This is a genomic window from Bacillus sp. AFS037270, assembly GCF_002585305.1.
This window is the reverse complement of sequence record NZ_NUNF01000101.1, coordinates 1-14729: the sequence shown is the minus strand read 5'-3', so window position 1 is coordinate 14729 and position 14729 is coordinate 1. Positions and strand designations below refer to the sequence as shown.

At 40.2% G+C, this 14729-nt stretch carries 11 protein-coding genes, 1 pseudogene and 1 riboswitch; of the genes and pseudogenes, 2 read left to right on the top strand and 10 right to left on the bottom strand.

The annotated features are described in order from the left end of the window. Nucleotides 1-66: 66 nt before the first annotated feature. The 5 genes from cshA to COD92_RS30090 form a co-directional block, all read right to left on the bottom strand. Entirely contained in the window at nucleotides 67-1566 is a 1500-nt protein-coding gene (gene cshA, locus COD92_RS30110) for a degradosome RNA helicase CshA (RefSeq protein WP_176541293.1), read from the bottom strand. Between the two features lie 217 nt (nucleotides 1567-1783). Beyond that, on the bottom strand, nucleotides 1784-2482 hold the full coding sequence (locus COD92_RS30105; RefSeq protein ID WP_098531706.1) for an alpha/beta hydrolase: 699 nt from the start codon (nucleotides 2480-2482) through the stop codon (nucleotides 1784-1786). Nucleotides 2483-2502: 20 nt separating this feature from the next. Beyond that, nucleotides 2503-3882, bottom strand: a complete 1380-nt coding sequence (locus tag COD92_RS30100) for a UDP-N-acetylmuramoyl-tripeptide--D-alanyl-D-alanine ligase (protein ID WP_098996806.1) — start codon at nucleotides 3880-3882, stop codon at nucleotides 2503-2505. A gap of 90 nt (nucleotides 3883-3972) precedes the next feature. Beyond that, nucleotides 3973-5052 (bottom strand): D-alanine--D-alanine ligase, encoded by a 1080-nt coding sequence (locus COD92_RS30095; RefSeq protein WP_098531708.1) that lies wholly within the window; start codon nucleotides 5050-5052, stop codon nucleotides 3973-3975. A gap of 262 nt (nucleotides 5053-5314) precedes the next feature. After that, complete coding sequence (locus tag COD92_RS30090) at nucleotides 5315-6091, bottom strand: hypothetical protein (protein ID WP_098531709.1); 777 nt, start codon at nucleotides 6089-6091, stop codon at nucleotides 5315-5317. A gap of 248 nt (nucleotides 6092-6339) precedes the next feature. Between COD92_RS30090 and mgtE the strand changes: the two genes are divergently transcribed. Then, entirely contained in the window at nucleotides 6340-7698 is a 1359-nt protein-coding gene (mgtE, locus tag COD92_RS30085) for a magnesium transporter (RefSeq protein ID WP_098531710.1), read from the top strand. A 200-nt stretch (nucleotides 7699-7898) separates the two neighbouring features. Further along, nucleotides 7899-8492 carry an undecaprenyl phosphate transporter UptA gene (uptA, locus tag COD92_RS30080; RefSeq protein ID WP_098531711.1) on the top strand — a complete coding sequence of 198 codons (594 nt, stop codon included), beginning with the start codon at nucleotides 7899-7901 and terminating at the stop codon, nucleotides 8490-8492. A gap of 128 nt (nucleotides 8493-8620) precedes the next feature. Here the strand turns inward: uptA and COD92_RS30075 are convergent, their stop codons facing one another. From COD92_RS30075 to argS, 5 genes and pseudogenes are all read right to left on the bottom strand, one after another. Beyond that, nucleotides 8621-8941, bottom strand: a complete 321-nt coding sequence (locus tag COD92_RS30075; RefSeq protein ID WP_098531712.1) for a hypothetical protein — start codon at nucleotides 8939-8941, stop codon at nucleotides 8621-8623. A 59-nt stretch (nucleotides 8942-9000) separates the two neighbouring features. Then, a riboswitch (guanidine-I (ykkC/yxkD leader) is annotated at nucleotides 9001-9106 on the bottom strand. A gap of 31 nt (nucleotides 9107-9137) precedes the next feature. Next, nucleotides 9138-10964, bottom strand: coding sequence for an APC family permease (locus COD92_RS30070; protein ID WP_098531713.1), 1827 nt, complete (start codon nucleotides 10962-10964; stop codon nucleotides 9138-9140). A gap of 239 nt (nucleotides 10965-11203) precedes the next feature. Next, complete coding sequence (locus COD92_RS30065) at nucleotides 11204-12382, bottom strand: MFS transporter (protein WP_098531714.1); 1179 nt, start codon at nucleotides 12380-12382, stop codon at nucleotides 11204-11206. 74 nt (nucleotides 12383-12456) lie between these two features. Then, on the bottom strand, nucleotides 12457-12924 hold the full coding sequence (locus tag COD92_RS30060) for a DinB family protein (RefSeq protein WP_098531715.1): 468 nt from the start codon (nucleotides 12922-12924) through the stop codon (nucleotides 12457-12459). Nucleotides 12925-12996: 72 nt separating this feature from the next. Further along, a pseudogene (argS, locus tag COD92_RS30055) lies at nucleotides 12997-14692 on the bottom strand (arginine--tRNA ligase). Nucleotides 14693-14729: the final 37 nt, after the last annotated feature.

Genomic DNA, 14729 nt, shown 5'->3' with positions numbered 1-14729 from the left:
AAATTTTATACTTTCTTATCTCATGAGAAAAAAAGAGCAAGGACCTCGTCCTTGCTCTGCTAACGTTTATTGATGATTATAGCTTCTTGGCTTTGATGACTTACCGCCAGTTCGCTTTTCACCGCTTCTTGGCTTTACCGGTGCCTTTTTTCTGTTACGATCAGAGTTGTATGAACCTCTAGAATCGTCTCTTCTGCGGCGGTCGCCACGGTCAAACTGTTTTCTATCTCTTTTTTGTGGCAGCGGAGATTCCTCCGTCAATTTTACAGGAGTAGTATCCGGCTCTTTTGTTAGCATCTTTAACACTGCAGCCACAACAGTTTGAGCATCATTGCCTTCTAGTAATTCCTGTGCTGCTGCTTTGTAATAATGAAGGTTGTTGGATTCAATTGTTTGAACAATTTTATCTACAACTGCACGTTGTTGACCTTCTAGTGCTTCATCAAGAGTTGGAGCCTGCATTCTTTCCATCTTTCTCTTCGTTGTTTTTTCCACAACAGCAAGGTAAGATTTCTCACGTGGTGTGATGAAAGTCATCGCAACACCCGTCTTTCCGGCACGACCTGTACGGCCGATACGGTGAACATAGCTCTCCGGATCCTGCGGAATATCAAAATTATATACATGTGTAACGCCGGAAATATCCAGACCCCTTGCCGCTACGTCAGTTGCAACAAGGACATCAACTGTTCCTTCTTTAAACTTTCGAAGGACCGACATACGCTTCGCTTGAGTTAAATCACCATGAATACCCTCTGCTGTATATCCTCTTAAAGTCAATGCTTCCGCTAATTCATCAACACGGCGCTTTGTCCGACCAAAAACAATGGCAAGTTCCGGTGATTGAATATCAAGAAGTCTTGTTAACACGTCAAATTTATTTCTTTCTTGCACTTCAATGTAATATTGTTCAATTAAAGGAACGGTCATTTCTTTCGTTTTTACACGAACAATTTGCGGATCCTTCATGAATTTTTCTGCCATTCTTTGAATTGGTCCAGGCATTGTAGCAGAGAACAATAGTGTTTGGCGCTCTGCAGGTGTTGAAGCGAGAATCGATTCAATATCTTCGATGAATCCCATGTTCAACATTTCATCTGCTTCATCAAGAATAACGGTATTAACGGTATCAAGACGCATTGTTTTCCTATTAATGTGGTCTAATACACGTCCAGGAGTTCCCACAATAATATGTGGAGCCTTCTTTAATGAGCGAATTTGGCGGCTGATATCCTGGCCACCATAAATTGGCAAGACACGAACTCTTTTTCCTGCCCCAATTTTGTAAAGTTCTTCCGAAACCTGAATCGCTAATTCCCGAGTTGGCGCAATAATAATCCCTTGGATGGCATCCATTTTCACGTCAACTTTTTCCACCAACGGAATTCCAAAAGCAGCTGTTTTACCTGTTCCTGTTTGAGCTTGCCCGATCAAATCTATACCTTTTAGCCCCAACGGAATCGTTTCTGATTGGATTGGTGTAGCTTCCTCAAAACCCATTTTGAGTACAGCTTTTAAAGTGGCTTGACCTATGCCTAATTCTTCAAACTTTGTCAATGTTTTCATTCTCCTTCATCTATATAAAAAATATTTGGTATATAAGTGCTGAATATACAAACATACGCATCAAAATGCGGTAATTTTCACTTCTTTATTTTACCAAAAAAAGACATTCTCCAAAAGAGTATGCCTTCAATCATCGTCCTTTAGACACGTTGATGAATATCATACCACTCTTACTATTAATTTGCAATAATGACATCTTTTAAACCGTCTTCAAGCCTTAAATAGGCTTTTTCTCCATTAAAAAGTCAAACACTTGAGAAAACAGGGAATCTCGTTCCTCACAGTGGCATATGAGATGCTTAGAATGCTTGATATAGGTGAGTTTTTTCTGCTTTGCACTTATGGTTTGGAATAAATATTCAGCACTTTTGGGCGGCACAATCCCGTCAGATTCCCCTTGTGCAATAAAGGTGGGTACATTTACCTGATGCAATAGAGGTTTAATAAAAGAAACAAGTCTACGGAATTGCATTGTAGCCGCAAAGGGTGTTTCTGTTATTTTTCTTTTATAACGGAGAAATAATTCATTAGCTCGTAAGTTTCCATTCAGGGAATCCTTGGCTATTTCTTTTATGTCGACAGCTAACTGTTTCGGGTTCAGATAGAAAGCCGCTGCACTCAGTAGAATCAGCTTTTTTACAGGATACTTGGCGGCGAGATAACTGGCTATCATACCACCCATAGAAAAACCAACGACATATACCTCATTACAGGTATCAATCAGCTTTAACATTTCAGCCTCGGCATGATCAATCCATTCCTGATATTGTACTCCTTTTAAGGAGCCGGGAACACCGTGTCCCGGCAATGTTGGAACACTAAATTTCCAATCCGTCCGTTCCTGCAAATACTCTGCCAGCGGCTGTACTTCATAAGGAGCACCCGTGAAGCCATGAATAAGTAAGCAGCCAATCATATTCTCACCGCCTATCCCCTTTACTTCTTTTGTAAGGCTTGAACAATCTCCTCTAATCTCATCCCGCGTGAAGCCTTAACAAGAACAAGTGTAGTTTCATCTACATATGTCTTTAATTTTTCAATCAGTTTTGACTTATCTTTAAAGGCAAATACTTTCTCTTTGCTTAAAGCCTGATGGGCTCCTTTGGCAATCTGGCTGCCTAACTCACCATATGTGAACAGATAATCAATTTTTTCCGGATTTAGTCCTGTACCTATTTGCAAATGGTACTGCTCTTCCTCCGGACCAAGCTCGAGCATATCCCCCAGCACGAGGATTTTCCGTTTGTATCCCTGAAGATTGGATACCAATTCAATCGCCGCCATCATCGATGTAGGGCTGGCATTATAAGCATCGTTAATGATCTTTTCACCTTGTTTTCCTTCAACAAGTTCCATACGCATGTTAGTAAGCTTAATGTTAGCCAATCCTGCGTTCATTTTTTCAAATGGAATGGAAAAATAATGGGCGATTGACATAGCTGCGAGTGCATTCAATATGTTATGTGTACCAAGAACAGGCAGCTCAAAGACCGTCTCTGAGACATTTATTTTAAAGGAGTTGCCTTGCTCAATTTGTGTTATATCCTTAGGATAAAGGTCATTCGTCGAATTTCGTCCAAACGTTTGGATATTGATGTTTCCTTTATATTGGAAAATTCTTTCCATTAATAACGGCTCATCACCGTGAAGAACGGCAAGTCCACCCTCACGCAGCCCTTGAAGAATTTCTAGTTTCGCTTCCGCTATTCCTTCTCTTGAACCAAGGTCAAGCAAGTGCGATTCCCCAATGTTAGTAATTACAACGGCATCTGGGCAGGCAAGTTTAGTCAAGAAGGCAATTTCCCCTCGGCCGCTCATTCCCATCTCCAGTACCGCAATTTCAGTGTCTTCACTTAACCCTAAAACCGTTAACGGAAGACCCAGGTGGTTGTTATAATTCCCCTCGGTTTTTTGAACTTTATATTGAGTCGATAATAAACTTGCTGTCATATCCTTTGTTGTTGTTTTACCATTACTGCCCGTAATCCCAACTACTTTGACCGATAATTCCTGCCGATATTTTCGAGCCATTTCCTGCAAGGCTACAAGACAGTCGTCAACAACTAAGATTGGCAGCCCTTGCGGTGGATTTGGAACATCCTTCTGCCATAGAGCCGCGGCTGCCCCTTTTTGGATTGCCTCCTCCACATGCTTATGACCGTCTGAACGTTCACCTTTAAAGGGTACAAATAAATTTCCTGCCTGAATTTTTCGCGTATCGATGGTAACCCCCTCAATAACAACATCTGCGAAAGGGGTAATATCATTTATGGCCGAGGCCATTTCTGAAATCTGTTTTAAAGAACGTTTGATCAATTGGATACCCTCCTTTTTATCATTATAAATCTACCCACTTTTCTTAAATAGAAACGGACACGGCGTACAAGCCGTGTCTCAATCAATTTATTAAAACGTATACTTAATTTGCTGTTTCTCCGCATGTCTTTCTTGTGCTAGCTGAACCAGGCGTTCAATCAGCTGCGGATATTCTAAGCCTGTATGCTTCCATAAAAGCGGGAACATACTGAAAGGGGTGAAGCCAGGCATTGTATTTACCTCGTTAATTAACGCCTTGCCATCCTTTGTTAAAAAGAAATCTGCACGAACAAGACCGGAACAGTCTAGTGCCTTAAACGCACGAACAGCCATCTCCTTCATTTGTGCATATTCTTCCTCGGTAATATCCGCAGGGATAATTAGTGCTGTTTCCCCGTCTTCATATTTCGCTTTGTAATCATAAAAATCCTTTTTTGGAACAATTTCACCAGCCACAGAGCATTCTGGCTCATCATTGCCAAGAACAGCAATTTCAACTTCGCGAGCAACAACACCTTCTTCAATAATGACTTTGCGGTCAAATTGGAAAGCTTCCTCAAAGGCTTTGTCTAACTCAGTACGATTCGTGCATTTGCTAATTCCGACACTAGAGCCAAGGTTTGCTGGTTTCACAAAACATGGATAACCAAGCTGCTCTTCGACATGGGAATAGGCCTCTTCCTTTGCCTGTGCCCATTCACTTTTAATAAAAGAGACATAGTTTACCTGCGAGAGCCCCGCTTGTGCAAAAATGTTTTTCATCAACACTTTATCCATCCCGGCGGATGAAGCAAGAACACCATTTCCAACATACGGCAAATTGAGGAGCTCTAATAAGCCTTGGACGGTTCCATCCTCGCCGTTCGGTCCGTGTAACAATGGAAAAATAACATCAAGCGGTGCAGATTCTTGCTGATCGGCCTGAAAAAGGGCAGGTGCTAATGATAATGGTGATAATTGTGGCGCATTGGTAAATTCAAGTGCCTGCACATTTTCAACCGGCTCAAGTAACTGTGGCCCTTTAATCCACTGTCCTTCAACATTTATGTAAATTGGATAGATTTCAAATTTTTCAAGGTCTAATGCTCGGATGACAGCAAGTGCTGTTTGTAAGGAAACCTTATGCTCCGCGGATTTTCCGCCATATAATAACCCTAGTTTTGTTTTCATTACTATTCCTCCAAATTCTCATTCACATTATATTTTAACACTTTACTAAATAAGATAGGAAATGTAGCAGACCTGTTTTTAAATGTTTTTTCTCATTCATTATTTTATGATACCTAGTGCTTGCTTCAATACCATCTATCCACATTTTGTCACAATTTCTATCCCACAGGGCTACCTAGAAGTATATACATAAACTGACTCTAGACAATGATCATTTTTTACTATAAGAAAAACAGTCCTGCTAATAGGACTGTTCTGCACACTATATGACATTGAGCTTCCACTCTTTAGTTCTTTTATCAAAGATTAGTTTGGCATGGTAAGGCTTATTGGAGATTTGTTGGTACTCTTCATACATATCATCCATATTGTCAAAATCGCCCATGACCCAGATTGGAATGTCAATTCGTGTCCGCTGGTGTTCCGCATCCCGTAAAGAAATACAAATCCCCTCTTTTATAAACGGGGTTAATGAAAGCAGGATTTCCTTATTGACCTGCGGATACGTTCGTTTTTTCCTAATCCCTAGAATAGATTTTTCAAGCTTTAATTCACCAAGCTTACCTGCAATCACTTCACTTAGTAAATGAAAAAAGTCCTTAAAGCTTCGATAGTAAATTTTGTTATACCAGCCATCATCATGGGCTAGATAAACAAAACGGTTGCTGAGTTTGTTGTAAAAGGGCAACTTTAAGTGCTGCTTCTGATGGCCAAGGAATAATAATTCAGCTAACTCCTGACCTGAAAGTTCATTCAATACTTCTTCCTCGGTAAAATCAATCCAGCAAAAGTTTCCATATCCGTATACATCCTCGGCTGCTAACTTATCAATTCGGTCGTCCGGACAATATTCGAGTAGTGTATGCATATTAAAATCAGCATCATCAAAACGGTGCTTTAGTAAAAGCAAATGATTTAATGAACCTGAAAAAGCAGCAGCAAATTCGCTGAATTCGATACCGTAGGACATTACATACTGGTCTGATTGATTAAGATGTACATAGATGAGATCCCGTATGTCTTGATGATGCTTTTTCAAAGCCAAACTCCTCCGATCAACCACATGTAATATGTTAACGGACAGTTTCCATGAAACTTCCAATTATTATTTATAAATCCTTCCTTATTTTATCAAATTATAGGCCTAATAGCATATTTCATTTCTTTTACAAAAAATTTTCATCAGTTACACATACTAATTTTATATATCCTACTCCTTATTATTTGTTCATCTACCATTTTTAACAGCTAATTTTTATCGGCACCCACAGAAAGGGGCAAATAAGTATGATAAAAGATATGACTGCGGATGAAATCAGCCTTTATATTATTAAAACCCTAAAGGAAAACAAAAAAGCAGAATTTGAAGCCATCCTCGAGGAGCTCCAGCCCTATGATGTGGCTAAAATTTATGAAGACCTTCCGGAAAAGCATAAAGGGAGATTCCTACTATTTTTAAACACAGATGTCTTGGCAGATTTGATGGAGGAGCTTGATAAAGAGGAGCAGCTCGAGTTATTAAATATTCTTGGAATCGAAAAGACCAGTAAAGTATTGGACTTGATGGACAATGATGATTTGGCCCTGTTGTTAAATGAATTGTCTCCTGAAAAGAAGGATTCGCTCCTATCTGGTATGAAAAAAGAAGAATCAAGTGCCGTTCAAGGCATTATGAATTATCCGCCGGAAACAGCCGGACGGATTATGACCAACCGTTTCGTTTGGATTCGTGACTATTTTACTGTCCGGGAAGCCGTAGACAAGTTTAAGGTATTTGCTGAGTTTGCTGAATCCATTAATTATCTGTATGTCATTGATGAGGCCCGCAAGCTTGTGGGTGTTGTTTCTTACCGGGATTTATTGCTGGCAGAACCCGAAGAAAAGATCCGTGAGATTATGTATGAACGGGTGATTTCTGTTTCAGCTGCAACAGACCAGGAAGTCGTTGCTCAAACAGCTGAACGGTATGATTTCTTAGCTATACCTGTAGTCGATGAAAACAACGTCTTGGTCGGGATTGTGACGGTCGATGACATCATTGATATTTTCATCCAGGAGGCAAATGAGGATATTGAAAAATTATCGGCATCAGGGAAATCGATCGATTTTGAAACGAAAACCTTAGTAGCAGCCGCGAGGCGTTTGCCATGGCTGATATTATTATTATTTATCGGTGTTATTTCGGGAAGGATTATTAGCAGTTTTGAGGAAACCCTGCAACGCGTTGTGGCGCTCGCCTTTTTTATGCCAATGATTGCCGGGATGACTGGGAATACCGGGACCCAGTCGCTTGCGGTAGTGGTGCGGGGGCTGATTACACAGGATATTGATAGAAGGGTGATCACTCGCTTAATCGCACGGGAACTTGGTGTTGGGATTACGATTGGTGTGACCTGTGCGATTATTATTGCAATTATTGCTTATATTTGGCAAGGCAATTTAATTTTAGGGGCTGTCGTAGGTTCCTCACTCTTTTTTACACTGATTATCGGCACCCTCGCCGGTACGATCATTCCTTTAATTTTATACCGTTTGAAGATTGACCCGGCAGTGGCATCAGGACCGCTGATTACCACTTTAAATGATATCTTTTCGCTGATGACTTACTTTGGGATTGCGACTATGTTTCTGAAGCATTTGATGTAATTTCACTATAAAATGAAACCTTTCGCCTATCTAATCGTTAATATAAATGTCACGCTGCTAGAGAAAGACTTGATCTTTAAAAAAACGATTGATAATTAAGCATGATTTCTTTAGTACCACCATATTGATTTCAATATGAGACAAACTGGTATAAAATAAGAAACATAATTTGTTAAAGAAGAAATAAGCGAAGGTGAACTATGACAGACTATATTAACTCAATTTTGGAATTTTTCTCGCAGTTAGGCTACTTTGGGATTGCTTTAGGACTAATGATTGAGATCATCCCAAGTGAAATTGTTTTAGGCTATGGCGGCTACATGATTTCCCAAGGACATCTGAATTTCGTCGGTGCGGTCATTGCCGGGACGATCGGCGGGACGATTGCCCAGCTATTTTTATATTGGGCAGGTTATTATGGGGGAAGACCCTTTTTGGAGAAATACGGGAAATATGTCCTTATTAAAAAGAAACATATTGATGTCGCTGAACAATGGTTTGAAAAGTATGGAGCCGGGGTCATCTTTTCCGCTAGGTTTATCCCTGTTGTAAGACACGCTATCTCCATTCCTGCAGGAATTGCCAAGATGCCGGCCAGTAAATTTACTCTTTACACTGTCGCTGCAGTATTGCCATGGTCAATCCTCTTTTTATATTTAGGAAAGGCGTTAGGCAGCAACTGGTCACATGTAAAAGAGGTCGCACATCCTTATGTATTACCGCTCATTATCGCTGCTATTGTTTTAGGAGCTATCTATTATTTAGTCAAAAGAACAAAGAAAACCACCGATTAATTACTCGGTGGTTTTCTCATGAGATAAGAAAGTATAAAAGTTTTCGGCTTTGAGAATTGTCTAGCTCCAGGCGCCATCGGCTCGAGGTCACAAGCCAATCCGTCCAAAAGGNNCGCCTTGCGCTTTTCTTATGTCGACTGCTTAGAGAATTTCGCTTGGGCCCAGGCATCAAGTTTTTTGACATGTTGTTTTCCAATCGTAAAACCATATACAAGAAGCAGAACAATTATAAGCGTAAACATATCGATTCTTTTCGTTGAAATAAAATTTATAATACCCATTAGGACTTGCGGGATGACTCCTGTTAGAGCGAATAAAACGGTTGCCACTTTAAACCAAAAGCCTGATTTCAGTCCATAACGTGCATACAAAAGAAAAAAAGTAGACGCCCAAGCTAGTACTTCAAGACTGACAAGTATCATCCATTTATTTTCAAGTAATAAATCCAAGTAAAAACCCCCTTCATCTCCATAGTAAAAAGCCTGGAAGAAAACGCGTCACGACGCTTTTCTCCCAGGCTTTTCTCCTTCCGTGTATACAGAAGCAGCTTCTTCTGTACGTTTTCTCTCGGACCTGCCTGGCATTTTTGCCACGGAACCCTAGAAAACCTTTTATATATAATATTTTTTAGTAAAGCGGACATTCCTATTTTTTAAAATGATATGGAAGTGTCGCTACAATAACCTTCTTCTTAAAAATCAGGTAGGCACGAATTAATAAACTTGATTGATTGTGTAATATATTGTGCCAGCTCTTCTTTGTAATAAATTGCGGAATCAATACCGTAACTCGATAATCGTTTTCACTCGCCTTGTGCTCAACCGTATCAATGAACTTTGATAATGGGTGTAAAATGCTGCGGTAGTGCGAGTGCAATGTTACAAGCCTAACATCTGGCTGCCATTTCTCCCACTTTTCCTCGAATCGCTTTTCATCTTCCCGATCAAAGGAAATATAAACAGCAAAGATTTGATCTGTTAAGGACTTAGCATAGTTGATAGAGTTTTCAACTACCTTGGTTATACCTGCCACCGGAACAATAATAACATTTCCTTGAACCGGCATCGCTTCATCATCTGGATGAATTCGCAACTGTTCTCCGACTGCCTCATAATGCGAATTAATTCTTTTAAACATGAGAACAATGAGCGGCAGGAATAAAAAGACAAACCATACCTGGCCCAACTTTGTAATAAAGAAAATAATTAAAACCGTTAAAGTAATGAGAGCACCAACTAAATTAGCCGTTAACTTTGCCACCCAGCCAGTAGGTTTTTCACGAAGCCATTTAATAATCATCCCTGTTTGTGATAGCGTAAATGGAATAAACACCCCTACAGCATACAGCGGGATTAAGTGCTCTGTCTGGCCCTTTGAAGCTATGATCAGAATGATGGAAGCCACTCCAAGTGAGACAATCCCATTGGAATAACCTAGACGGTCTCCTCGAATCGTAAACATTCTTGGCATGTACTTATCTTTTGCAAGCGCAAATGCTAACAGTGGAAAGGCTGAGTAACCGGTATTAGCGGCTAAAACCAAAATCAGTGCTGTTGTTCCTTGAACAAAGAAGTAAAGATAATTTCGTCCAAAGGTTTCTTTAGCAATTTGTGAAACAACTGTTTCCTCCGCTTTTGGTGCAATTCCGTAATAATAGGCCAAAAAGGTGATACCGGAAAATAATAAGGCCAAAAGGGAACCCATTAATATTAATGTCCTCGCCGCATTTTTAGGTGCCGGATCTTTAAAGGTCGGGATGGCATTAGATATCGCTTCTACCCCTGTTAAGGCCGAACATCCTGATGCAAAAGCGCGAAGCAGCAAGAACAAGGTAATTCCCTGAACTGGTGCTCCAATTGATGCATGCTGTGCGGAAGGAGAAATATCCCCCGTTACAATTTTAAAAAGTCCTACACCAATCAATATAAAAAGTGCAATGACAAACAAATAAACCGGATAGGCCAATATAGAGGCTGACTCTGTTATTCCACGCAGATTTAAGATGGTAATAAAAATAACTAATACAACAGCAATAAAAACAGAGTGTGCATGTAAGGCCGGAAAAGCGGATGTAATCGCATCTGTACCGGCCGTAACACTTACCGCCACCGTCAATATGTAATCAACTAGTAAGGAGCCTCCAGCAATTAGGCCTGCTTTTTCTCCTATGTTTTCCTTCGATACGACATAAGCCCCACCGCCATGAGGGTACGAATAAATAATCTGCCGATAAGATAAAATGAGTGCCGCTAAGAGGAATAATACCCCAACAGCAATTGGTATGGAATACCAAAAGGCAACAACGCTAATGGTTGCCAAGACAATCAGGATTTGTTCTGTCCCGTAAGCTACTGATGACAAGGCATCGGAAGAAAGAATGGCTAACGCCTTTAAAATATTTAACTTTTGTTCGCCCAATTCGGTCGATTTCAACGGTCGACCGATTAAAAATCGCTTAAAAGAAGAAAGCACGTGATCTCACCCACCACTTTTTAAAGTAGAATTACCGATTGATTTTAACATAACAGTGTTATCAATATGAAGTACTTCTTTTAAAAAACGCACCATATTTAACAAATTAATGAACGCTTTATATGTAAGCGCCTATCATAAGAAAATGGATATCTACCTTTACTTTCCCCGTTTTCCAATGGAATCATCCAATTTTATCAGAAAGGGTAGAAAAAGGTAGGAATACTCCATACCTTTTTCTACCCTTTTTGTGAGACACTTAAGCGGTCCCGATATAAGAAATACAAATAGAGCAGCATCGAAATAGCAATCGAGACAGCCGACGTCCAATAGATACTGCTGTAGCCAAGCAGATGGCTTATTTGGCCAAAGCCCATTGCCCCTAAGCCGATTCCCAAGTCGAAGAAAGAATAAAAGGTTGCCGTTGCCATTCCCCTTCGATTTACTGGCACCTTTTCAATCGACCAGGATTGAAGGGCCGGCTGAACCATACCAAATCCTAATCCATAAAACGTCGCGGCTGTATATAAGATTAAGCTATTAGGCAGCCATGCTAACAAAATCATAGCTATTAAAATTAGGAATGTTCCCGGAATAAAGACAACAACAAGTCCTTTTCGGTCATATAACTTTCCCGCAAAGCTTCGCGTAATCATTAACGCCAGTGCGTAAAATAGGAAGTATAATTGAATTCCTGAAATATGCTTTTCGGCTGTGTATAAAGGTAGAAAGGCAGCAATTCCGCCAAAGGTGACCGTAATAAAAAACATCAGAATAGATGGCTTCAAGGCCCCTTTTTCATAAAGCTTACTCTTTGTTTTTTCCATGCCTGGTTTTGGATCGATTTTTTTATAGGAAATTCGGGATGATAAAATCAATGCGATCAGTCCCAATCCTGCACATATAAGAAAAAAAGGTTTAAAGTTGATTATACCAGTTAAAGTGAGTCCCAGTGAGGGGCCAATCGCCAGCGCCAAATTACCTGAAAGTCCGTAAAAGCCCATACCCTCACCACGTCTTGAGACAGGGATTAAATCTGAGGCAATCGTACCTGACGCGGTCGTGGAAAAGCCCCAGCCACCACCTTGAACAACCCTCATCATAAATAACAACACAATACTGGTTAAGAAACCAAAGGAACCGACTGAAAGCACAAAGATGGTTAAACCAATTATATAGACAAACCTCCGTCCTTTTGTTTCAAGAGCGGTACCTGCATAAGGACGAAGCAGTAACGCAGAAAACGTAAAAATGCCGACAACAAAGCCAATTAGTTGGTCATTTCCGCCTAAATCTTCCACAAACAACGGAATCGTCGGAAGCGTCATTTGGAATCCTAGGAAGATAAAGAAATTAGCCAAACAAATAAGCACAAAGTCTTTTGTCCAAATCTTTTCCTTTTGAAGCTGTTCTTCCATACAAAAAACAATCTCCTTCTCAATTATGGTGAAAAGCCGTTTCTACGGCTGTAAAAACGACTTTTCATTAAGTATTATTTGGTTTTCACTGTCTCAATTACTCGTTTCATTGCTTGAATTTGACCTAGATGGTTTGCCTCATGAAAGATGGCAAAATTGGCAAGCTCACCAAAGGTTTCTTGACCAAGAAATGGAGTTTTCAACCGCTCATTAAAGCTTTCTCCAGGTATTTCTTTGATCCTTTTGATTTGCTCCTTTAACTGCTCTGTTAATTCTTTTATGGATGGAACCTCTCCTTGCCAGTCAGCCGGTTTTGTTCCAGTTGCAAATAACTCCATATAATTAGCTGGAAGGTTGGTTGATTTTTTTGGAAAACCAAACATAAATTGTTCTGCAACGGTTAGAACATGCCCTACATGCCAATGAATGGTATTGTTAAAACCTTCTGGCTGCACATCTACGTTTGCCTCATCGATCCCTTCGACATTTCTCACTAAGAAACTTCTTGTCAGCTCAAAGCTTTTAAATAAAAGTTCACTCATTTTAATGGCCTCCTCTTTCAATCCCAGCTTCTATTTTATACCATTAATGGATTATTATTAAACAAAACGTACTTACATTTCTTCGGGTGCTTCAATACCTAACAGGCGCAAGCCCTCTTTAAGAACAACCGTAACCGAAAAGACTAGGGCTAAGCGGGCTTCTAAACTTTCATTTTCCTCTAAGATTTTTACTTCTGCATAGTACTTGTTAAAGCCTTGAGCTAAGTCGATAATATACTTCGCGATAAGCGACGGGTCATGATTTTCACAAGCTCTTTTAATGGCAGATTCAAATTCCATCAAGAGACTTGCCACTTTCCATTCCTTTTCCCAAGTTGTTGACTCGTTTTCCGGAAGAGCTACTGCTTGATAGTTTGCTTTTCTTAAAATGGAACAGGCACGGGCAAACGTGTATTGAACATATGGCCCTGTCTCTCCCTCAAATCGAAGCATTTCCTCAAGAGAGAACTCTATATCGTTCATGCGGTTATTTTTTAAATCATGGAAAATAACCGCCCCTACGCCTACCTGTTTAGCTACTAGATCCTTATTTTTCAAATTAGGATTCTTTTCTTCGATATTGTGTCTTGCCATCGCAATCGACTCATTTAGTACTTCCTCTAATAACACAACCTTACCTTTACGCGTGGACATCTTTTTGCCGTCTTTTAACATCATTCCAAATGGTACATGAACCATATTCTCTGCCCATTCATAGCCCATTTTTCCCAGAACAGCTATTAGTTGCTTAAAATGCAGACTTTGTTCATGGCCCACTACATATAATGACTGAACAAAATCGTAGTTTTCTTTACGATATAGCGCCGCTGCCAAGTCACGGGTGGCATACAGCGTTGCCCCATCTGATTTCTTAATAAGACACGGAGGCAGTTGTTCCTCGGATAAGTCCACAACCATAGCGTGGTCTGATTCTACCAATAACTGCTTTTCCTCGAGGAGGTTAACAATCCGATCCATTTTATCATTGTAAAAAGCTTCACCGGCAAAAGAATCAAATTCCACGTTCATCAGCTCATAAATGCGCGAGAACTCTTTTAGTGATTCATCACGGAACCATTGCCAAAGTAATAAGGCTTCCTCGTTGCCATCTTCCAGTTTTTTAAACCAGCTTCGCCCTTCATCCTCTAACGTTGGGTCACTTTCTGCCTCTTCATGGAACTTAATATACAGAGCAAGGAGTTCTTTGATGGGATTTTGTTTAACCTTTTCAGCATCGCCCCAAAGTTTATAGGCAGTAATTAACTTTCCAAATTGTGTCCCNNCAATCGCCAAGGTGGTTAATCTTAAACGGCTTATAACCACATTTTTCGGCAATAAGGGCGATAGCATTCCCAATCACGGTTGAACGCAAGTGCCCCATCGAAAACGGTTTGGCAATATTCGGTGATGAAAGATCAATCGTCACCGTTCCACCCTTCCCAAAATCAAGGCCGGCAAACTGGCCCTTTTCAGCGATCACTTGATTTATTAGTCTTTCAGAGACGAGCCTTTTATTTAAAAAAATATTTATATACCCGCCTACAACCTCTACTTTTTCGAATGTTGCTGACTGAATTTTCTCACTTAGTTCTTGAGCAATAACGTTAGGTGATTTTCGTTTTAATTTAGCCAGTGTAAAGCATGGGAATGCCAAATCCCCATGGTCTGTTTTTTTGGGTTTTTCAATCAAAATTTCCAATTGGGCTGCAGGTATTTCCTGGTCGAGCAGACCATAAAGTATGTCAGCTAGCTCCTTTTTATAGTTCATGTTAATTACCTCCTTATTTTAGAAAAGCGCAAGCGCC